Source organism: Clostridium sp. FS41 (genome assembly GCF_000954015.1).
Classification (GTDB): domain Bacteria; phylum Bacillota; class Clostridia; order Lachnospirales; family Lachnospiraceae; genus Enterocloster; species Enterocloster citroniae.
The window spans coordinates 103,248-124,149 of the sequence record NZ_JYHN01000067.1 but is presented as its reverse complement, the minus strand read 5'-3'; the positions used below and the strand labels follow the sequence as shown (position 1 = coordinate 124,149).

At 50.7% G+C, this 20,902-nt stretch carries 16 protein-coding genes; 14 read left to right on the top strand and 2 right to left on the bottom strand.

Translation table 11 applies throughout. The annotated features are described in order from the left end of the window. Positions 1–115: 115 nt before the first annotated feature. The 11 genes from CLFS41_RS20330 to CLFS41_RS20280 all read left to right on the top strand — a co-directional run bounded on the left by CLFS41_RS20330 (position 116) and on the right by CLFS41_RS20280 (position 11,123). Positions 116–1,363 carry a 6-phosphofructokinase gene (locus tag CLFS41_RS20330; protein ID WP_045093298.1) on the top strand — a complete coding sequence of 416 codons (1,248 nt, stop codon included), beginning with the start codon at positions 116–118 and terminating at the stop codon, positions 1,361–1,363. Positions 1,364–1,454: 91 nt separating this feature from the next. After that, positions 1,455–2,258 (top strand): alpha/beta hydrolase, encoded by an 804-nt coding sequence (locus CLFS41_RS20325; RefSeq protein WP_045093297.1) that lies wholly within the window; start codon positions 1,455–1,457, stop codon positions 2,256–2,258. A gap of 19 nt (positions 2,259–2,277) precedes the next feature. Beyond that, a complete protein-coding gene (locus CLFS41_RS29120; RefSeq protein ID WP_048930659.1) occupies positions 2,278–2,997 on the top strand; it encodes a GntR family transcriptional regulator in 720 nt (239 codons plus the stop codon). 44 nt (positions 2,998–3,041) lie between these two features. Beyond that, positions 3,042–3,872 carry a helix-turn-helix domain-containing protein gene (locus CLFS41_RS20315; protein ID WP_045093296.1) on the top strand — a complete coding sequence of 277 codons (831 nt, stop codon included), beginning with the start codon at positions 3,042–3,044 and terminating at the stop codon, positions 3,870–3,872. A 260-nt stretch (positions 3,873–4,132) separates the two neighbouring features. Next, complete coding sequence (locus CLFS41_RS20310) at positions 4,133–5,248, top strand: mannonate dehydratase (protein WP_200895103.1); 1,116 nt, start codon at positions 4,133–4,135, stop codon at positions 5,246–5,248. Continuing rightward, a complete protein-coding gene (locus tag CLFS41_RS20305) occupies positions 5,238–6,011 on the top strand; it encodes an SDR family oxidoreductase (RefSeq protein ID WP_045093295.1) in 774 nt (257 codons plus the stop codon). The genes CLFS41_RS20310 and CLFS41_RS20305 overlap by 11 nt, the downstream gene beginning before the upstream one ends. A gap of 44 nt (positions 6,012–6,055) precedes the next feature. Further along, positions 6,056–7,450 carry a glucuronate isomerase gene (gene uxaC, locus CLFS41_RS20300; RefSeq protein WP_045093294.1) on the top strand — a complete coding sequence of 465 codons (1,395 nt, stop codon included), beginning with the start codon at positions 6,056–6,058 and terminating at the stop codon, positions 7,448–7,450. 157 nt (positions 7,451–7,607) lie between these two features. Continuing rightward, positions 7,608–8,663 carry a C4-dicarboxylate TRAP transporter substrate-binding protein gene (locus tag CLFS41_RS20295; RefSeq protein ID WP_007863941.1) on the top strand — a complete coding sequence of 352 codons (1,056 nt, stop codon included), beginning with the start codon at positions 7,608–7,610 and terminating at the stop codon, positions 8,661–8,663. Between the two features lie 24 nt (positions 8,664–8,687). Then, positions 8,688–9,164, top strand: coding sequence for a TRAP transporter small permease (locus CLFS41_RS20290; protein ID WP_007863942.1), 477 nt, complete (start codon positions 8,688–8,690; stop codon positions 9,162–9,164). A gap of 17 nt (positions 9,165–9,181) precedes the next feature. Further along, a complete protein-coding gene (locus CLFS41_RS20285) occupies positions 9,182–10,474 on the top strand; it encodes a TRAP transporter large permease (RefSeq protein ID WP_007863943.1) in 1,293 nt (430 codons plus the stop codon). Positions 10,475–10,493: 19 nt separating this feature from the next. Then, positions 10,494–11,123, top strand: coding sequence for an SGNH/GDSL hydrolase family protein (locus CLFS41_RS20280; RefSeq protein WP_007863946.1), 630 nt, complete (start codon positions 10,494–10,496; stop codon positions 11,121–11,123). A 505-nt stretch (positions 11,124–11,628) separates the two neighbouring features. Here the strand turns inward: CLFS41_RS20280 and CLFS41_RS20270 are convergent. Then, positions 11,629–13,107, bottom strand: a complete 1,479-nt coding sequence (locus CLFS41_RS20270) for a DUF1846 domain-containing protein (protein ID WP_007863947.1) — start codon at positions 13,105–13,107, stop codon at positions 11,629–11,631. Between the two features lie 272 nt (positions 13,108–13,379). On the opposite strand from CLFS41_RS20270, the gene CLFS41_RS20265 reads away from it, so the two are divergent. Next, positions 13,380–17,156 carry a phosphoribosylformylglycinamidine synthase gene (locus CLFS41_RS20265; protein ID WP_045093292.1) on the top strand — a complete coding sequence of 1,259 codons (3,777 nt, stop codon included), beginning with the start codon at positions 13,380–13,382 and terminating at the stop codon, positions 17,154–17,156. Positions 17,157–17,300: 144 nt separating this feature from the next. On the opposite strand, the gene CLFS41_RS20260 is transcribed toward CLFS41_RS20265, so the two are convergent. Beyond that, positions 17,301–17,813 carry a GNAT family N-acetyltransferase gene (locus CLFS41_RS20260; RefSeq protein WP_007863951.1) on the bottom strand — a complete coding sequence of 171 codons (513 nt, stop codon included), beginning with the start codon at positions 17,811–17,813 and terminating at the stop codon, positions 17,301–17,303. A gap of 213 nt (positions 17,814–18,026) precedes the next feature. On the opposite strand from CLFS41_RS20260, the gene CLFS41_RS20255 reads away from it, so the two are divergent. Further along, complete coding sequence (locus tag CLFS41_RS20255; RefSeq protein ID WP_007863953.1) at positions 18,027–18,614, top strand: hypothetical protein; 588 nt, start codon at positions 18,027–18,029, stop codon at positions 18,612–18,614. 156 nt (positions 18,615–18,770) lie between these two features. Continuing rightward, on the top strand, positions 18,771–20,855 hold the full coding sequence (locus tag CLFS41_RS20250; protein WP_045093291.1) for a sodium-translocating pyrophosphatase: 2,085 nt from the start codon (positions 18,771–18,773) through the stop codon (positions 20,853–20,855). Positions 20,856–20,902 lie beyond the last annotated feature (47 nt).

Sequence of the window (20,902 nt, the reverse complement as noted above, 5' to 3'; positions counted from 1 at the left end):
CCGCAGGAAAAATTTCCGCAAATAAATATGATTCCCCCCTTGCGTTTCTTTTTTCTTTATATTAAAATATAAGTAGTTTTGTAAGCGCTTACAATTAAATATGGGAGGTATTCTTATGACAGAGGTTAAAGGTAATGTGATCGTAGGGCAGTCCGGAGGACCTACGGCGGTGATCAACTCAAGCCTGGCAGGGGTTTATAAGACGGCTAAAGACAGGGGAGCCAAGAAGGTGTACGGCATGCTTCACGGTATCCAGGGGCTTTTGCAGGAACGGTATGTGGACCTGTCGGAGCACATTAAGACGGACCTGGATATTGAACTGTTAAAGCGGACGCCCTCTGCTTACCTTGGCTCATGCCGCTTCAAGCTCCCCGAGATCTGCGAGGACCGGGAGATCTATGACAGGATATTTGCTATCCTGGACAAGCTGGAGGTGGAGTTTTTCTTTTACATAGGCGGCAACGACTCCATGGATACCATTAAGAAACTGTCAGATTACTCCCTCTTAAACGGCAGCAGGATCCGCTTTATGGGGGTGCCCAAAACCATTGACAATGACCTGGCGGCCACGGACCACACGCCGGGGTACGGAAGTGCGGCAAAGTATATAGGGGCCATAACAAAGGAAGTGATCCGGGACGGACTGGTGTATGACCAGCAGAACGTTACAATCCTGGAGATCATGGGGCGCAATGCCGGCTGGCTGACAGGGGCGGCGGCCCTGGCAAAGTGTGAGGACTGTGAAGGCCCGGATATGATCTTCCTTCCCGAAGTAACCTTTGATGTGGATAGCTTTATGAAAAAGGTGGAGGAGCTACACAGGCACAAAAAGTCAGTGGTGGTGGCCGTGTCCGAGGGCGTGAAGCTGGCTGACGGCCGTTATGTGTGCGAACTCATGGAGGGGATTGAGTTTGTGGACGCATTTGGCCACAAGCAGCTTACAGGTACGGCCAGATATCTGGCGGAAAAGATCAACCGGGAAGTGGGGTGCAAGACAAGGGCCATTGAGTTTAACTCCCTTCAAAGGTGTGCGTCCCATATTGTGTCCAGGGTGGATATCACGGAGGCGTTCCAGGTTGGAGGCGCCGCGGTAAAGGAAGCCTTTGAGGGGGAGACCGGCAAGATGATCATACTGAAGCGGGTGTCGGATGATCCCTATATCTGCGTGACGGATATCTATGATGTCCACAAGGTAGCCAATGTGGAAAAGAAGGTTCCGCGGGAGTGGATCAATAGGGATGGAGATTACGTGACCGAAGAATTTGTAAACTACATACGCCCCCTGATCCAGGCGGAGCTGACTCCTATTATGACAGACGGACTTCCCAGGCATCTGTATTATACGGATGTGGAAAAGAAATAAGACAAGCAAAGCTCTTTGCAAAATTGGGATACTTGTGGTACAATCAGAAGAGTTGACATGTTATAATAACATACCAGTAAGGGGAGAGACAATGAGATATTTTGAAATGCAAATTGGCAAGGAAGGTGCACTTATGCGGGGCTATCTCCACGAAAAGTCAGAAAGCTGGCCGCAATTTGACGAAAGGCCCTGTGTGGTGGTATGCCCGGGAGGCGGATATGGATTTTTATCTGACCGCGAGATGGACCCGGTGACACAGGAATGGCTTGCCCAGGGATATCAGGTCTTTTTGCTTCTGTATTCAGTGGCGGATAAAGCGCGGGGATACCAGCCCTTAAAGGAACTTTCTGAATGTGTTGCCACGATCCGCAGGAACGGGGATGTGTGGGGAGTGGACCGGAACCGGCTGGCTGTTCTGGGATTCTCCGCAGGCGCGCATCTGGCTTTGAGCATGGGAACGCTGCGGGACAGAGCACCGATTGCGGAAGATAAGGGATGGAACCGCCCGGACGCCTTGATCCTGTGTTACCCCGTGGTATCTGCCGGGGAGTATGCCCATGAAGGCTCTTTTGAGAATATAACAGGCGAAAAGCGGGGAGAGAGCTGGAAAGAATTCAGCCTGGAGAACTTTGTGAGCGAAGATACGCCGCCCTGTTTTATCTGGCATACTGTGGATGATGCAGTGGTTCCGGTCCAGAATTCCCTGCTTTTGATCAATGCTCTCCAGCAGGCCGGAGTATCCTACGAATGCCATTTGTATCCCACAGGTGCCCATGGGCTGTCCATGTGCACAGAAGAGGTATGCAGGCCCGGTGCAGAAGTGGATCCGCATCCGAGAACATGGTTTTACCTGTGCTGCCAGTGGCTTGGACAGCAGTTTCATTTTGCCAAATAAGATCCGGGGGAATATTGTGATGATGAATGGACAGAGAGCGCCTGTTGTCAAGGACCGCCATACCATGCAGGAGAATATTTACGCGACCCTTCGGGGACAGATCTGCTGGCTGGAGCGGGCTCCAGGGTCGATCATGAGCGCCAGTGAGATTGCGGCATCTATGACGATTTTGATGGAGAGAACAGTGAGCAGGACACCGGTCAGGGAGGCGTTTTTACAACTGGAAAAGGAAGGCCTTGTTTCCATGATGCCCCAATACGGGACAGTGGTGACAAAGATCGACCGGGAAAGGGCAAAGGAAGAACGGCAGCTTCGTTATCTGCTGGAACTGGAGAACATAAACAGCGTTGTGGAACGGGCCACAGAAGATGACTACAGGCAGCTGCGGGAGTTGATCGAACAGCAGGAAAAGATGATCGAGCAGTATTTGAATTTGCAGTATTTTGCCCTGGATGACAAGTTTCACCATGACCAGTTCCTGATCGGAGGCCATCCGCTTTTTCTGGAAATTTTGAAAACCAGGAACAGTCATTATGACCGGATGCGGACAATGACAACCTGGGATATCAATAACGTGAAAAACTCGATCCGCCAGCATGTGGAATTGGTGAATGCCCTTGAAAAGAAAAAGGCAGAGGAAGCCAAACAGATCCTTCAGGATCATTTGTGCAAATTAATGGATGAGGAAGGGGATCTGTTCCGGCAATACCCTGAATACTTTACTGTTCTGCAAAGCTGACCCTTACAGATGGCGCAAAGACGTTATGTTTGGTGGAGGATTACATGGTTGACCACGCTGGAATTTTGATGGAGCAGGGAAGATCAATGGCCTGCGAGAGAGTCTGTGGAGTAAATGACAATATAGAAAAAGCACATTACCACAGTTATTATGAAATCTACTATATGGAAGCAGGGGAACGCCATTTTGTCATTAACAACCAGCCGTATTTTGCCAGACAGGGGGATTTTGTCCTGTTTTCTCCTTATATCATGCATTGTGCATATAGCGGGAAGGACATTGCGTTTAAACGGATCCTGATCTGCTTTCGTGAACATGAAATTAGTTCTGAAGAACTGCGGGAAAAACTGTCCGCAGGCACCGGTATTTATCGCATGGATGCCAAATCCAACAAGAGGATGCACGTTCTCATGGAGATGTTTATGGAGGAGCAGGACAGGGCGGGAGAATACCGGGAAGAATATATGAAATCTATTTTAAATACAATGGTGCTTACCATGCTTGAAAAATCCGTTATGTCAGGTGCTGAAAAGTTAAAGAATACGGATTGTGTTTCTGAAATCATGGATTACATTAATTACCATTACCAGGAGGATCTTACGCTTCAGAAGCTGGCTGACCTGTTGTTTATCTCACCGCCCTATTTGTGTAAGATATTTAAGGAATACGCAAATCAGACAGTGGTGCAGTATATCAATACTACCCGCATACTGAACGCCCAGAGAATGGTGATGGAGACAGAGGATCGGATAACGGAAATAAGCCGTTCCGTGGGATTTGTTAATGTGACTCATTTTAACCGGGTATTTAAAAGTATCACCGGCATTACGCCGTCCGTATTCCGTAAGAGGGTCCGAATGAGGGAAAACAAATAAACGGACTTAAATAGTTCGGCTGTTATACTTGGATCTATGCCTGATCCAAGTATGACAGCCGAATTTTTTTTACTGTTTACACAAGTGACCCATTCCTTTCCCGGACCCCCTGATGATTTTGATATATTTGGGAGAAATGATTAAGATATGTTAAAAATACGTCCCAACATTATAAAATATGTCTAGTAACCCACCTGAGTAATTGGTACAATTGAAAAACAATCCAGGCAAACGCTTATACTTTATGAAAGGAGCAGGTGATGTCGGAAATAAAACTTGGCTTAGGCCTATACAGACATATGTTAACTGATGAATATTTTGCATTTGCAAAGCAGTGTGGATGTACGCATTTGATCATTCATCTTGCGGACTACTACTCAAAGCAGATCGTGACAGCAACCAATGACAGCACAAACTATGGACTTGCAAAGGGGGGAGAGGATATATGGAGCGCGGAATATATGACAGACCTCCAGAAAATGGCGGGAAGATACGGTCTGTGTATTTACGGAATCGAGAATTTTAGCCCGGCAGACTGGTATGACATACTGTTGGACGGTCCCGGACGGCAGGAGCAGATGGAGGTTTTAAAGCAGATCATCCGAAATGCGGGAAAAGCCGGGATACGCTCCTTTGGCTACAATTTCAGTCTGGCCGGTGTCTGGGGGCACCAAAAGCATCCCCATGCCCGGGGCAGAGCAATGAGCACCTGCTTTGACAGTTCCGAAATCAAATATGACGCCCCTATTCCCAAAGGACAGATCTGGAATATGACCTATGCTGCGGGGGATGGCACATGTTTGGAACCGGTGTCCTCATTGCAGCTGTGGGACAGGCTGAAGCGGTTTTTGGAGGAAATCCTTCCTGTGGCTGAGGAAGCCGGGGTGGAGATGGCCCTGCATCCGGATGATCCTCCAATGGATTTGCTGCGCGGCATGCCAAGGCTTGTATTTCAGCCAGAGCTATACCAGAGGGTGATCGACATTTCGCCAAGCAAAAGCAATAAGCTGGAACTTTGCCTGGGCAGTATTCAGGAAATGACCCATGGATCGGTCTATGATGCCATAGAGCAGTACGGCGGTCAGGGAAGAATCAGTTACGTGCATTTTCGGAATGTAAAAGGAAAGGTGCCAAAATATGACGAGGTCTTTGTGGATGAGGGCGATATTGATATGCTGCGAGCGTTAGCTCTGCTGGAAGCCCATAACTTTGACGGGGTGATCATTCCCGACCACACACCTGAAATACTGTGCAGCGCGCCCTGGCACGCGGGAATGGCGTTTGCCCTGGGATATATGCGGTCAGCCCTTCAGATGGCAAGCAAAGGACTGCTTAAAGAAATATTAGAACAGGGGGAGGGATCGTATGAGGGATGAAAGACTTCTTGACGTATTTGGACTGGATGGAAAAACGGCTCTGATCACGGGGGGAGGCACCGGACTGGGGGCTGCCATGGCAAAGGCATTCCTACTGGCAGGAGCAAAGGTGGTAATTACCGGGCGGCGCAGGGAGGTTTTAGACTCCGCCTGCCAAAGTCTGGGGCCGGGGGCCAGTGGTATTGTCTGTGATGTCACCGACACCAGCTGTGCTCCAAAGCTTGCAGAAGACATTGTGAAACAGATGGGCAGTCTGGATATATTGGTCAATAATGCGGGGGTTCACAGTAAAAAGCCCATGGAACAGATAACCCAGGAAGAATTAAAACGTATTATGGATGTGCATGTATTTGGCGCTTATGCGCTGACACAGGCGGCAGTTCCTTATATGAAAAAGGCAAAGGGCGGGAGCATCATCTTTATCTCTTCCATGTCGGCCTGTATTGGTATGACAAATGTAACTGCATATTCTGCGGCAAAATCAGCGGTGCTGGGGCTTACACGGACAATGGCAGGGGAATTGTCAGGGGAAGGGATCCGGGTTAATGCGATCGTGCCTGGTTTTATTGACACTCCCATGTTTCACCAGGCAGTGGACCTGGATCCTGACAGGCAGGCCAAAATTTTGGGACATACTCCTATGAAGAGGTATGGAACACCGGAGGATATTGGGTGGGCTGCCCTGTATCTTGCTTCAAAGGCATCGGAATTTGTGACAGGCACCACGTTAATGGTGGACGGGGGCTGTTCCATCGGCTTTTGATCAACGCGTTTGGAAATGTATAGGCAGAAGAAGGGGGAAGATAAATGCAGAAATTTATGGATGATACATTTATGCTGTACAATGAAACCGGGAGACGGCTTTACGAAAGCTGCAGGGAAATCCCGATCTTTGATTATCACTGTCATTTGAGTGCAAAGGAAATATACGAAAACAAAAAGCCTTCTAACCTTACAGAGCTTTGGCTGAGCGGAGATCACTATAAGTGGAGGATCATGCGGGCACATGGTATTGAGGAAGAGATGATCACCGGAACCGCGGATGACTATGAAAAATTCCATGCTTATGCCGGAGCGCTGCAGGAGGCGGTGGGCAACCCTCTGTTCCATTGGTCCCATTTGGAACTACAGCGGTATTTTCATATAACGGATGTGCTGACAGAGAAAAACAGCAGGGTAATCTGGGACAAATCAACTAAAGTGATGGAAGCAGAGGATTTTTCCCCCAGGTCATTAATTCTAAGATCCAATGTATATGGTCTTTGTACCACAGAAGATCCCGCCGCTTCCTTGATTTATCACAAAAAGCTGATAGAGGAGGCATTTCCGGTAAAAGTACTTCCGGCGTTCCGGCCGGATCTGGTAATGGAAATGACAAGGGAATCCTGGCGGGATTATATGGTGCGATTGGGACAGGCTACGGATGTGGAAATTTCAGATCTGGAAACACTGGAGAAAGCGCTTCTGGCGCGTATGGATGTATTTGAAAAAGCAGGATGCGTTGCCTCGGATCATGGGTTTGAACAGTTTCCCTGGAGACCTGAGGGAACAGCAAAGGCGGACCGGATCATAAAAAAGGCTCTGTCAGGAGAGTGCCCTGCAAAAGATGAGATCGATGTGTTCCAGACAGAGCTGCTGATTTGGCTGGCAGAGGAATATTCCAGAAGAGGCTGGGCCATGGAGCTGCATGTGGGATGTATCCGCTCCAGAAATACCAGAATGGTGAAATGCATTGGGGAAGCCACTGGATTTGACTCTGTTGGGGATTTTGGGATTGCCGTGCCGCTGGCTTCCTTTATGGACCACATGGAACAAATGGAAATGCTTCCCAAAATGATCCTCTTTTCGCTTAATAACCGGGATCTGTCAGTGCTGGCAACAATGGCTGGAAATTTTCAGAATGCCGGCATAAGGTCCAAAATTCAGCTGGGCAGTGCATGGTGGTTCCAGGACCACAGGGACGGAATGGAGGAGCAGATGCGTGTGCTGGCAAATACAGGGCTTTTGGGTCATTTTATCGGTATGCTCACTGACAGCCGCAGCTATCTTTCCTATACACGCCATGAATATTTCAGGAGAATCCTCTGTAATCTGGTGGGCAGCTGGGCAGAGAAGGGGGAATTGCCTGACGATCAGGACATGCTTCAAAGAATAATTGCAAACATCTGCTTTTGGAATGCAAAAGAATATTTTGGAGTATAGATATTGACTTAATAGCACAATAAAAAACAAAAAAGGATCATTTATTTAGGAATAGTTAATAACGCTTGACACTAACATGTTAATATGGTATGTTAATGACAGGAGGCAATTAGACCGTGCCACTTTTACTATCTATCATTAAATGGAGGGAAAAAAGATGAAAAGAAGAATTTTGATGACACTTGTATTAACAGGATGCCTGGCTTTGGCGGGCTGCGGGAGTTCTGCAAGCACAACAAGCACAACAACGGCTTCTTCGGAAAAATCAACTCAGGATTCCGGCGCATCCGCCGGGCAGGATGCAAAAAAGGTAACGATCAAATTTGGTAATACAGCCGGAGAGGATGATATCCAGACCATGGCCCTTCGCGAGGTTGCAAAACGTCTTTCAGAGGAAAGCGGCGGACGGATCGAGGCAGAGATCTATCCAAGCTCTTCACTGGGAGATACAGATGACCTGACAGAGCAGGCAATGCAGGGAGCTGCCATCCTGACCGTATCAGATCCCAGCCGTTTGGCATCTTTTGTAAATGATTACGGTATGCTGCAGATGCCGTATATCTTTGATGATTATACCGGACTGGACAAGGTGATGGAAACAGAATTGTATGCACAGTGGGAAAAGGAATTTGCAGACCAGGGCATATGGCTGGTAACCTCCAACTGGTTCAGCGGCACCCGGAACTTCTGCCTTAACAAAGAAGTGAATGTACCCGCAGACCTGAACGGACAGAGGATCCGTACCATTGGTAACGATCTTTGCACAAGCTCAGTCAAAGCCATGGGCGCAGTGCCGACTCCTATGAGCTGGAGTGAGGTTTATACTTCGATTCAGCAGAAAGCACTGGACGGAGCAGAGGTTCAGACCCCTTCCTTTTACGCAACCCGTCTGTGGGAAGTGACAAAGTACATCAATAAGACGGAACATTTCCAGCTGATCGGATCCGTAGTGACAGGCACCAAATTCCGCGACAGTTTAAGTGAGGAGGACAGGGCGCTGATGGAAAAGGTTTTCCGTGAAGTAGGTACGGAATACCAGCAGAAGTGCGTTGAGCTCAGCGAGCAGTATGAGAAAGAGATGGCTGAGAAATACGGTGTGATCATTAACAATAATGTTGATATTGATGCATTTAAGGAAGCATCTGTTCCAGTATATACACAGCTTGGATATGAGGAAGTACGCAGCCAGCTGATGGAACAGATGGGAAAATAATGGAATGATAACGGGGGTGCCGTAATGAAGAAATTCTATCGGTTATTTTGTAGGGGTGAGGAGGTTCTGAGCTGTACGCTGTTTTTTATGATGGTAGTGCTTGTTATGTGCTCAGCCCTTGCCCGATTGGTAAAGCATCCCATATCATGGAGTATTGATGTGGCGCAGCTGCTGCTGGCATGGACCTGCTTTCTTGGGGCGGACGTTGCATTCCGCCGGAATAAACTGGTTGGCCTTGACCTGTTTACACGTAAGCTGCCGGAGAAGGTTCAAAAGGCAGTGACTCTGGTCATCCAGGTGATTATGCTGGGAGCCCTGGTGATCTTTATTGTATATGGCCTCCGCCTTAGTGTAGAAAGCTGGAAGCGGTCATTCCAGACCCTTACGATCAGTTACTCGTTTGTAACCCTCAGCTTGCCGGTATCCTCTGTTTTGATGAGCATAACCGCATTGCTGAAGATCAAAGAGTCTGTCAGCCAGCTGGTGGAAGCAAAGAAATAGAGTTTGGAGGTAGAAGTGTGGGAGTACTATTAATTACCTTTGTTGTCCTGTTAATCATAGGAATGCCGGTTTCTTTTGTGATCGGCCTGGCAGGTCTGGCCTTTTTTGCGGCAACTCCTGATATTCCCTTTTCCATTACAGTACAGAGGATCGTGGCCCAGACACAGTCCTACTCGTTCCTGGCCGTTCCCTTTTTTATCTTTGCAGGCAATCTGATGAATGAGTCGGGAATCACAAAAAGATTGTTGGGGCTGGCTTCTATGCTGACGCGCAGGATGTACGGGGGAATGGCGCAGGTGTCCGTAGTGATGAGTACCTTGATGGGAGGGGTTTCCGGTTCCGCCACAGCGGACGCTGCCATGGAGACCAGGATCTTGGGACCGGAAATGCTTAACCGCGGTTACTCAAAAGGATATATCACAGCGGTTAACTGCATGACCGGATTGATCACAGCTACAATTCCGCCCAGTTTGGGGCTGATCCTGTATGGTTTTATCGGTGAGGTATCCATCGGCCGTCTGTTCTGTGCCGGGATGATACCGGGAGTCCTGATGATGGTGGTGCTGATGGCTACCGTGAACATTACCTGCCGGATGCACGGCTTTGAGAAGCCGAATGCTGAGACACCTAAGCTGACGAAGGATGAGCTGATTACGAATCTCAGGGAATCCATATGGGCCTTGCTGTTCCCGGTCATCTTGATCGTGGGTATCCGTTTTGGCGTGTGCACGCCTTCGGAGGCCGGAGCATTTGCAGTATTTTACGCGATCATTGTAGGTGCGTTTGTATATCATGAGTTTACCTTTGACGGCTTTGTGAATGCGCTGTCCACCTCCATGATCGATACGGCGGCGGTTATGCTGATCGTCACCTTGTCAGGGCCGTTCAGCTATTCGGTAACTTATGTGAATTTGCCCCAGGCATTGTCTACACTTATTTTTGGAATCACGGAAAATCCTCAGCTGCTGCTGATCATTATCCTGGTGTTCCTCTTTGTGATGGGAATGTTCCTGGACAGCAATGTGAATTTCCTGCTGCTGACGCCCATTTTCCTGCCTATGGTGACAAGGCTTGGTGTTGACCCTGTCCATTTTGGCGTGCTGATGGCAACGATCGTAACAATGGGTGTTATGACACCTCCGGTGGGTTCAGCCCTGTATACGGTCTGCGGAATCCTGGAGTGTCCGGTGGAAGAGTATACCAAGGCGGCGATACCGTTCTTTCTGGCGATCATGCTGGAGATGATCGTACTGGTATTCCTGCCTGGAATTGTATTGTTCCTGCCGAATTTGATTTATGGGACCTATTAATGGCTGAGGTAAATGCTGCATGAAAACAATCTTATGCTTTGGCGATTCTAATACATTTGGAACAAATCCCAGCGGTGGGAGATGGCCTAGGGAGATCCGTTGGCCGGGAAGGCTTCAGCAGCTGCTGGGGAATGAGTTTTATGTGATCGAGGAGGGATGCGGCGGCCGCACGACCGTGTGGGAGGACAATCTGGAGCTTTACCGCAACGGACGTTCCTTTCTGCCAGTGGCCCTGGCCACCCACAAACCCCTGGACCTGGTGATCATCATGTTGGGTACAAATGATTTTAAAAGCCGGTTTAGGGTCCTTCCCTGTGATATTGCTGAGGGAATACGCCAGCTGGCTGAGCTTGTACAAAATTATACATATGGTCCTTATTATACGGTCCCCCAGATTTTGCTTGTTTCCCCAATTGTGATTGGGGAGGGGATTGAAAACAGTATCATGACAGGCTTTACCTCTGATGCGGCAGTGCTCAGCAGGAAGCTTGCGCCTCTGGTACAAAAGGCTGCAAAAAGGCAGGATTGTTTTTACCTGAACGCTGCCGAATATGCTGGTCCCAGTGCTGTGGACCAGCTTCATATGGAAAGAGAAGATCATATAAGGCTTGCAGAAGCCATGGCTTCAAAGGTCAGGACCATTTTATGACACATGTAAATGGCCGCGGATAAAAGCATCCCCGCCGGATTCAATGCCTATAGTATTGAAGATTCCGGCGGGGATGCTTTTTTGTGCGCCCATGGGCGCAGGTTATTTGCCCCAGTACAGATCAAAATTCGGATTGTTCTGAACAGAGGAAATACCTGAACTTTCAAGGGCAATGTCAGAGCACAATGTATAGATAGTTGGAAATATGTGGTAGGGACGGTACCCCAGGTAGCACATGTCAAGCATTTCCTTGGGAGAGTGCAAAATGGAATACCGTTCATTGATCTTTGTTAAATCATAATCTCGCTTCAGATCATCCACATATGTGTTACAAAACAGCAGCGGCATAAGGGACGGTGCTAAAAGCAGTCCTGGTAAGGTCCTAAAAACAATCCTGAAAACGGTTCAGAAAAGGGTTTTGAAACGGGTTCAGAAACGGGTTCAGAAAAAGGCTGCCGCATTTACGGTCATTCAACCGTTCAAGCGACAGCCTGGCTTATGTCTGTTAGTGGTACAGCTTTTTATGCTCATATACAGGTTCGGAGGTAAGTTCCACACCCAGCTTTTTAAATACTTTGATATCCACGTCCGACAGCATAACGGAGGTGTGTACCTGGCAGCCGCGCAGCTTGGGCAGCTGGGACAGGGCTTTTCTGGCAGTATCGTCCGTGGCCGCGCTCATGGACAGGGCGATCAGCACCTCGTCTGTGTGGAGCCTGGGATTCTTGCTGCCCATATACTGGATCTTTAAGGTCTGGATGGGCTCTATGGCCGAGGGGGCGATGAGATGCACATCATGGTGGATATTGCCCAGCACCTTGATGGCGTTCAGCAGCAGGGCGGCGGAGGCGCCCAGCAAAGCGCTGGTCTTACCGGTTACCAGCTGTCCGTCCTCCAGTTCCATGGCAGCGGCAGGGGAACCCAACTGCTGTGCCCGCTCCATACAGGGAGCGATCACGCGGCGCATGGCAGTGGTGATCTTTGCCTGGTTCATAAGAAGGTTGATCTTGTATACCTCATCTGAGCTGCCCTCCTCCTTGGCCAGACGGTTCAGGGCATGGTAGTAGCGGCGGATGATCTCCTGGTAGGATGCCTCCCTGCATGCCTCGTCATCTATGATACAGAAGCCGGCCATATTTACACCCATGTCCGTGGGTGACTTGTAAGGGCTGGTACCGTAGATTCCCTCAAATATGGCATTGAGCACAGGGAAAATATCCACATCCCTGTTGTAGTTGACCGTTGTCTTGCCGTAGGCTTCCAAGTGGAAGGGATCGATCATATTCACGTCATTCAGATCAGCGGTGGCAGCTTCGTAGGCCAGGTTTACCGGATGCTTCAGAGGCAGGTTCCAGATGGGGAAGGTTTCAAATTTGGCATACCCGGCCTTGATCCCCCGCTTGTTTTCATGGTACAGCTGGGACAGGCAGGTAGCCATCTTGCCGCTTCCCGGGCCAGGGGCAGTGATGATCACCAGGGGTCTGGTGGTTTCTATATAGTCATTCTTTCCAAATCCGTCATCGCTTACAATGAGGGGGATGTTGCTGGGATAGCCCTCAATGCAGTAGTGGCGGTATACCTTGATGCCCCGGTGCTCCAGCTTTATCTTAAACTGGTCAGCCCCGCCCTGGCCGCTGTACTGGGTGATCACAACACTTCCCACATACAGGCCCTTGTCGCGGAATTCCTGGATCAGACGGAGTACGTCCTCGTCATAGGTGATACCCAGGTCATGGCGCATTTTGTTTTTTTCAATGTCAGCCGCATTGATGACAATGACAATCTCAGCCTGGTCGGCCATCTGGAGAAGCATGCGAAGCTTGCTGTCCGGTTCAAATCCCGGAAGTACCCTGGAAGCGTGATAGTCGTCAAAGAGCTTGCCCCCGAATTCCAGGTACAGCTTATCCCCAAATTCCCCGATGCGCTTCTTGATGTGTTCTGACTGCATGGTCAGATATTTGTCGTTATCAAATCCGATTTTCATTTCCTTTGTAGTCTCCCTGTCCTTGGGCGTTATGAAAACACCCTGATTTAATCGCATACCTTTCAAGTATATCACAACTTGTTCATATGTGCCATAGATAGATTCCCATGATTATCAGTATTATTTATAAGAAGAGGCTGGATAAATAATTAAATATATTAATTTTACTAATCTATAATATTTGTGGTATGATAAGGACAGATAAAAGGGCGTCTGCCCTTTTTGTGCCGCGATAAATAAAAGAGGTCATGAAACAAGCAGGAGGTTGCTAAATGAGCGTAAGGCGAATATTTGTGGAAAAGAAACCGGATTATGCAGTTAAGGCAGGCGAGCTGAGGGAAGAACTGGAAAATTACCTGGGAATCAGCGATTTAAAAAATGTACGCGTTTTGATCCGTTATGATATTGAAAACCTGTCGGAAGAGATATATGAGAAGGCCCTGGTAACCATTTTCTCAGAGCCTCCGGTGGACGAGGTATATGAGGAAACATTTCCAAAGGATCCGGGGGACCTGATCTTCTCCGTGGAATACCTGCCGGGCCAGTTTGACCAGAGGGCGGATTCCGCGGAGCAGTGCGTAAAGCTTTTAAAGGAGGACGAGGAACCGGTCATCAGGTCTGCGGTCACCTATGTGATCACAGCACCTCTTACAAATGACCAGGAAGCCGCTATCAAGAGCTTTTGCATCAACCCGGTGGACAGCCGTGAGGCGGGAGAGGACAAACCAACCACCCTGGTAACTGAGTTTGAGGTGCCGGAGGACATAAAGTATTTTGACGGGTTAGCGGACTTTAAGGAGGAGGAATTAAAAGCCCTTTACGATACGCTGAACCTGGCCATGACATTTAAGGACTTCCTCCACATACAGAACTACTATAAGAATGAAGAACGCAGGGATCCCTCCGTCACGGAGATCCGTGTGCTGGACACCTATTGGTCTGATCACTGCCGCCATACCACATTTTCCACAGAACTTAAGAATGTGAGCTTTACGGATGGGGATTACAGGGAACCCATTGAAAATACCTACAGGCAGTATCTGGCTGACAGGGAAGTGATCTATAAAGGGAGGGATGACAAATACGTCTGCCTCATGGACCTGGCCCTCATGGCCATGAAGAAACTGCGCAGCGAGGGGAAACTGGAGGACATGGAGATCTCTGATGAGATCAATGCCTGCAGCATCGTTGTTCCCGTGGAGATCGATGGAATCACGGAGGAATGGCTGGTGAACTTTAAAAATGAGACCCACAACCATCCCACGGAGATCGAGCCTTTTGGCGGCGCGGCCACCTGTCTGGGCGGTGCCATCCGTGACCCGCTGTCAGGCCGCACCTATGTGTACCAGGCCATGCGCGTCACAGGAGCTGCAGACCCCACCAGACCGCTGTGCGAAACGCTTAAGGGTAAACTTCCCCAGCGTAAGATCGTCAACAGCGCTGCCCAGGGATATTCCTCCTATGGCAACCAGATCGGTCTGGCCACCGGATATGTAAAGGAGATCTATCATCCGGGCTATGTGGCCAAGAGGATGGAGATCGGTGCGGTGATGGGAGCTGCTCCCAGAAAAGACGTGATCCGTGAAAATTCCGATCCGGGGGATATCATCATCCTGTTAGGCGGCCGCACGGGCCGTGACGGCATCGGCGGGGCCACGGGTTCCTCCAAGGTACATACCACGGCTTCCATTGAGGTGTGCGGCGCTGAGGTGCAGAAAGGAAATGCTCCCACTGAACGGAAGATCCAGAGAATGTTCCGCCGTCCCGAGGTTAGCAGCATTATCAAAAAATGCAATGACTTTGGTGCTGGCGGCGTGTCGGTTGCCATCGGTGAGCTGGCGGCAGGGCTGAAGATCGATCTGGACCGGGTTCCCAAAAAGTATGCCGGCCTGGACGGCACGGAGATCGCCATTTCCGAGTCACAGGAGCGCATGGCTGTTGTGGTGGATCCCGCAGATGTGGAACAGTTCCTGGAGTACGCAGCAGAGGAGAACCTGGAGGCAGTGACCGTGGCAGTGGTGACAGAGGAGCCGCGTCTGGTCATGAGTTGGCGCGGGAAGACCATTGTGGATATCAGCCGCGGGTTCCTGGATACCAATGGCGCCCATCAGGAGGCGGATGTGACACTGGAGGTGCCAAGCCGTGAGGGAAATCCCTTTGAGCGCAGGGAAACAGGGGATGTCAAGGCAAAATGGCTGGAGGTGCTGTCCGGTCTCAATGTGTGTTCACAAAAGGGCCTGGTGGAGCGCTTTGACGGTTCCATTGGAGCCGGTTCCGTATTCATGCCTTACGGCGGAAAATATCAGCTGACAGAGACACAGTCCATGGTGGCCAAGCTTCCTGTGCTGAAGGGCCATACAGATGCCGTGACCATGATGAGTTACGGGTTTGACCCATACCTTTCCAGCTGGAGCCCGTACCATGGGGCCGTATATGCGGTGATGTCATCCGTGGCAAAGATTGTGGCTTCCGGGGGAGATTACAGGAAGATCCGTTTTACCTTCCAGGAATATTTCCGCAGGATGAATGCGGATCCCGCCAGATGGAGCCAGCCCTTTGCAGCCCTTTTAGGCGCTTACAATGCACAGATGGGATTCGGCCTTCCGTCCATTGGCGGAAAGGACAGTATGTCCGGCACCTTTGACACGGAGGATGGAGAGATCAATGTACCGCCCACCCTGGTGTCATTTGCAGTGGATGTGAGCAGCAGCAAGCACATCATCACTCCCGAGTTTAAGAAGCCGGGCAGCAAGATCGTGGAGTTCAGGATCGCAAAAGACCAATATGACCTTCCGGATTATGAACAGGTGATGGAGGGGTACGGAAAACTGTTTGAAGATATAAAGGCGGGCAGGATCATTTCCGCTTATGCGGTGGAAGGAAACGGCCTTGCAGAGGCAGTGAGCAAGATGGCGTTCGGCAATAAGCTGGGTGTGAAGATAGAGCACAGCCTGGATCCAAGGGATTTCTTTGGAGCAGGCTGGGGAAATATTGTGTGCGAGGCAGCGGACGGGAAAGTGGGAGAACTTTCTATATCCTATACGGTGATCGGTGAGGTGACTGAAAGCGGCGTATTGGAGTACGGAAGTACGTCAATTTCCATGGATGAGGCGCTGAAGGCATGGACAGGCACCCTGGAGGATGTGTTCCCAACAGTGACCGGCAAGGCGGAAATGGGTGACAAAGCTGTTATAGAGGAAAAGCTTTACCATACAGATGCGGTGTATATCTGCGACCACAAGATCGGCCGTCCCACCGTGTTCATTCCAGTGTTTCCGGGAACCAACTGTGAGTATGACAGCGCCAAAGCATTTGAGCGGGCGGGGGCAGCGGTGATCACCAAAGTGTTCAGGAACGTAAGCCCTGAGGATATCAGGCAGTCCGTGGATGAATACAGAAAGGCCATGGCCAAGGCGCAGATCGTCATGTTCCCGGGCGGCTTTTCCGCAGGTGACGAGCCGGAAGGCTCAGCCAAATTCTTTGCCACTGTTTTCCGCAATGAGGTGATGAAGGAAGAGATAGAGAAGCTGTTAAATGAGCGGGACGGCCTGATGCTTGGCATCTGCAACGGTTTCCAGGCGCTGATCAAGCTGGGATTGGTTCCGGAGGGAATGATCGTGGAGCAGGGACCGGATTCACCGACCCTTGCCATGAATACGATCGGACGCCATATCTCCAAGATGGTATACACCAAGGTGGTGACCGACAAGTCCCCATGGCTGGCCGGCGCCCGGCTGGGCGGCGTGTACTGCAATCCTGCATCCCACGGCGAAGGCAGGTTTGTGGCAAATGATGCATGGCTTCACAGGCTGATCGCCAACGGACAGGTGGCCACCCAGTATGTGGACGACAAGGGCAATGTGACCATGGACGAGTATTGGAACCCCAACGGCTCCTATATGGCCATAGAAGGCATCACCAGCCCTGACGGGCGTATCCTGGGCAAGATGGCCCACTCCGAGAGACGGGGAGAGGCAGTTGCCATGAACATTTACGGAGAGCAGGATATGAAGATATTTGAAAGCGGGGTTCAATATTTCCAGCTGTAAACAAGTACCCTGTGAAAAAAGCACAAAAAAGCAGGCTGTGTTTTCCTGCCGGTTCCCTCAATGGGACCGGCGGGATATTCATGGCCTGCTTTTGCTGGGCTGATTGGTAAACATCGGACCAATGGCAAGGCCCGGACCGGCCTTTTACAGCACCTTGTGATAGGCCAGCCTGGGGTCGCCTTTTTCCGTGCCCTCCGTGAGGGTGAGGCTGCCGCAGAGCGTGTATCCGCTTTTGGCAAGCGCCCGCTGCATGGAACGGTTGTCCGGATGGGTGTCGATGCGGATGTTGGTTAAGCCCATATGCCGCGCCAGGTCCTCAGACCGGCCAAACAGCTGTGCCGCAATGCCCCGGCCCTTGCATGATTCCTCCACGCAGACCCTGTGAAAGGCAGCATAGGGCTCTTGGTTTAACCAGGCGCCGTCAATCTGTGCATAGCTGGCTTCCGGCCCGGGGACCACTGTGATCATGCCCACGGCCTGTCCTTCCTGTTCCAAAACATGGATGGTCTTCTGTTCAATGGCGGCAGCAAGCCCCGGTCCGTCCGGATCGCCTTTCTGCCACTGATCAATGCCCCTGGCCCTGAATGATGCTTTTGCCTGATCCACCATATGGAGGAGCCTGGGCAGGTCCCTTTGTGTCGCTAACCGGTATATCATGTAATACCTCCCTGTCTGCAGCCAATCCTGCAATATCCGCCAATATAGGGCGGTTTTTTATCAGTATACATAATGGCGGGCGGTTTCGTCAACTTCCGGCTGAAATTGCAGGCATACTTGATTTTTTCCGCCTGGGTGCTATACTGAAATTAACATCATAAATATTACATATACCGCTGTGGTCCCATGGCGGAATGAAAGGGGATAATTGACATGGACACAAAACTTACAAGAGATCAGGCTTTGGAGACTCTTAAAAAATATAATACAGAGCCGTTCCACATCCTTCACGCGCTGACCGTGGAGGGAGCCATGAGATGGTTTGCAAAGGATCAGGGCTTTGAGGACGAGGAGGATTTTTGGGGACTTGTGGGGCTGCTCCATGACGTGGATTTTGAGATGTATCCCCAGGAGCACTGCATCAAGGCACCGGAACTGCTGAGACAGGCGGGGGCAGAGGAGGAACTCATCCGTGCGGTATGCAGCCATGGATACGGGATCATGGTGGATATCAAGCCGGAGCACCAGATGGAGAAGATCCTGTATGCGGTGGATGAACTCACTGGCTTGATCGGCGCAGCGGCCAGGATGCGTCCATCGGGAAGTGTGATGGATATGGAGGTGTCCAGCCTGAAGAAGAAATTTAAGGATAAACGGTTTGCGGCCGGTTGTTCCAGGGATGTGATCAAAAGCGGAGCTGAAAGCCTGGGATGGAGTTTGGAGGAACTGATGGAAAAGGCCATTTTAGCCATGCGTTCCTGCGAGGAGTCGGTGAATGAACAGATGGAAGCGTTGAAGTAAACGGACAGAAGTTTGAATGGAAGTAAACGGACAGAAGTTTGAACGGAAGTAAATGAACAGAAGTAAATGAACAAATAAAGGAGTTGAACTTGATCATGGTCCCCGATTGAATCTGACCGGGAAGTATCTGTTGCATATTCAGAAAGAAGGGGTGTTATGTATGCTATGTATTTCGTGGCAATTGGTTCACTGGCAGCGCTGGTCTTTGCAGCCTGCATGTTTGTCAGGGTAAAGAGGCAGCCCGGGGGCAGCCCGGAGATGCAGCGCATCTCCGGTTCGGTCCAGAAAGGGGCAAATGCTTATTTAAGGCGCCAGTACAAGGGCGTGGGGATATTTTTTGCCGTGGTTTTTGCGATCCTGGTTGTGATGGCATTCTGCGGCTTTTTGAGTTTTTTTACACCCTTTGCTTTTTTGACAGGGGGATTTTTCTCCGGCCTGTCCGGCTTTATCGGCATGAGGACGGCCACCATGGCCAACTGCCGTACGGCCCAGGGAGCTTCTGAAAGCCTGAACAAGGGGCTTAGAGTGGCGTTTTCCGCAGGATCGGTCATGGGATTTACCGTGGTTGGACTGGGACTTTTTGACCTGACTGTGTGGTATTTTATCCTGAACACGGCCTTTGGCAGTCTGCCTGAGGGGGAGCGGATCGCACAGATCACAGCCAACATGCTTACATTCGGCATGGGCGCCTCCAGCATGGCCCTGTTTGCAAGGGTTGGGGGAGGGATTTTCACAAAGGCCGCTGATGTGGGGGCGGATCTGGTTGGAAAGGTGGAAGCCGGAATCCCGGAGGATGACCCCAGGAACCCGGCAGTGATCGCCGACAATGTGGGGGACAATGTGGGGGATGTGGCCGGTATGGGCGCGGATCTGTACGAATCCTACGTGGGCTCCATTGTATCCACATCAGCCCTGGCAGTGGCGGCAGGGTATGGCGTCAGGGGCGTGGCTGTGCCCATGATGCTGGCTGCGCTGGGGGTGGTGGCATCCATTATCGGGACCTTTTTTGTGAACACAAAGGAGGATGCTTCCCAGAAGAATCTTCTTCAGGCACTGAGGACAGGAACCTATATCAGCGCGCTTTTAGTGGTGGCTGCGGCATTTTTTGCCATCCGTGTGCTGCTTCCCGGACACATGGGGATATATGCAGCCATCCTGTCCGGTCTTCTGGCCGGAGTGGCCATCGGGGCAATTACGGAATATTATACATCGGATTCCTATTCACCTACCAGAAAACTGGCAGGATCCAGCGAGACGGGAGGCGCTACCGTGATCATAAGCGGACTTTCCCTGGGCATGATGTCCACAGTGGCTCCTGTCATCATTGTGGGTGTTTCCGTGCTGGTGAGTTATTACTGCGCAGGCGGACAGGGGGATTTTAATGCGGGGCTTTACGGCGTGGGGGTGTCGGCAGTGGGAATGCTTTCCACTCTGGGAATTACCCTTGCAACCGATGCCTATGGACCGGTTGCGGACAATGCGGGGGGAATCGCCGAGATGACCCATATGCCCCCTGAGGTCAGACATAAGACGGACGCCCTGGATTCCCTGGGCAATACCACGGCTGCCACGGGAAAGGGATTTGCCATTGGTTCGGCGGCACTGACAGCCCTTGCTCTGATCGCTTCCTACATTGACAAGGTACGGCAGATCGCGCCGGATCTGTCCCTGGATCTTTCCATCACTAATCCCACGGTGCTCATCGGGCTCTTTATCGGCGGAATGCTTCCGTTCCTTTTTGCAGCCCTTACCATGGATGCGGTGGGGGAGGCGGCCCAGTCCATTGTGGTGGAGGTACGGCGTCAGTTTAAGGAGATCGCAGGGCTGATGGAGGGAAAGGCGGAGCCGGATTACAGCGCCTGTGTGGATATGTGTACCAAGTCCGCCCAAAGGCTTATGATCGCTCCGGCCATGGTTGCAGTGGCTGTTCCTGTGGCCGTGGGACTTCTTCTGGGGCCCCAGGGCGTTGCGGGACTTTTGGCCGGCAACACGGTGACCGGTTTTGTGCTGGCCGTAATGATGTCCAATGCAGGCGGTGCCTGGGATAATGCAAAGAAGTACATTGAAGGCGGTGCCCACGGAGGAAAGGGCAGTCCTGAACACAAGGCGGCGGTGATCGGAGATACGGTGGGCGATCCCTTTAAGGACACTTCAGGGCCATCCATCAATATCCTGATCAAGCTGACCTCCATGGTGTCCATTGTGTTTGCCGGGCTGGTGGTAGCGGTCCATTTGCTGTAATGCACAAAAACAAAAGAAATAAACCTGGATTTTCTGCAAAACAGTCC

Coding starts and splice junctions, on each gene's coding strand:
- CLFS41_RS20330 (WP_045093298.1), top strand. CDS start 116: ATGACAGAGGTTAAAGGTAATGTGATCGTAGGGCAGTCCGGAGGACCT.
- CLFS41_RS20325 (WP_045093297.1), top strand. CDS start 1,455: ATGAGATATTTTGAAATGCAAATTGGCAAGGAAGGTGCACTTATGCGG.
- CLFS41_RS29120 (WP_048930659.1), top strand. CDS start 2,278: ATGATGAATGGACAGAGAGCGCCTGTTGTCAAGGACCGCCATACCATG.
- CLFS41_RS20315 (WP_045093296.1), top strand. CDS start 3,042: ATGGTTGACCACGCTGGAATTTTGATGGAGCAGGGAAGATCAATGGCC.
- CLFS41_RS20310 (WP_200895103.1), top strand. CDS start 4,133: ATGTCGGAAATAAAACTTGGCTTAGGCCTATACAGACATATGTTAACT.
- CLFS41_RS20305 (WP_045093295.1), top strand. CDS start 5,238: ATGAGGGATGAAAGACTTCTTGACGTATTTGGACTGGATGGAAAAACG.
- uxaC (WP_045093294.1), top strand. CDS start 6,056: ATGCAGAAATTTATGGATGATACATTTATGCTGTACAATGAAACCGGG.
- CLFS41_RS20295 (WP_007863941.1), top strand. CDS start 7,608: ATGAAAAGAAGAATTTTGATGACACTTGTATTAACAGGATGCCTGGCT.
- CLFS41_RS20290 (WP_007863942.1), top strand. CDS start 8,688: ATGAAGAAATTCTATCGGTTATTTTGTAGGGGTGAGGAGGTTCTGAGC.
- CLFS41_RS20280 (WP_007863946.1), top strand. CDS start 10,494: ATGAAAACAATCTTATGCTTTGGCGATTCTAATACATTTGGAACAAAT.
- CLFS41_RS20270 (WP_007863947.1), bottom strand. CDS start 13,107: ATGAAAATCGGATTTGATAACGACAAATATCTGACCATGCAGTCAGAA.
- CLFS41_RS20265 (WP_045093292.1), top strand. CDS start 13,380: ATGAGCGTAAGGCGAATATTTGTGGAAAAGAAACCGGATTATGCAGTT.
- CLFS41_RS20260 (WP_007863951.1), bottom strand. CDS start 17,813: ATGATATACCGGTTAGCGACACAAAGGGACCTGCCCAGGCTCCTCCAT.
- CLFS41_RS20255 (WP_007863953.1), top strand. CDS start 18,027: ATGGACACAAAACTTACAAGAGATCAGGCTTTGGAGACTCTTAAAAAA.
- CLFS41_RS20250 (WP_045093291.1), top strand. CDS start 18,771: ATGTATGCTATGTATTTCGTGGCAATTGGTTCACTGGCAGCGCTGGTC.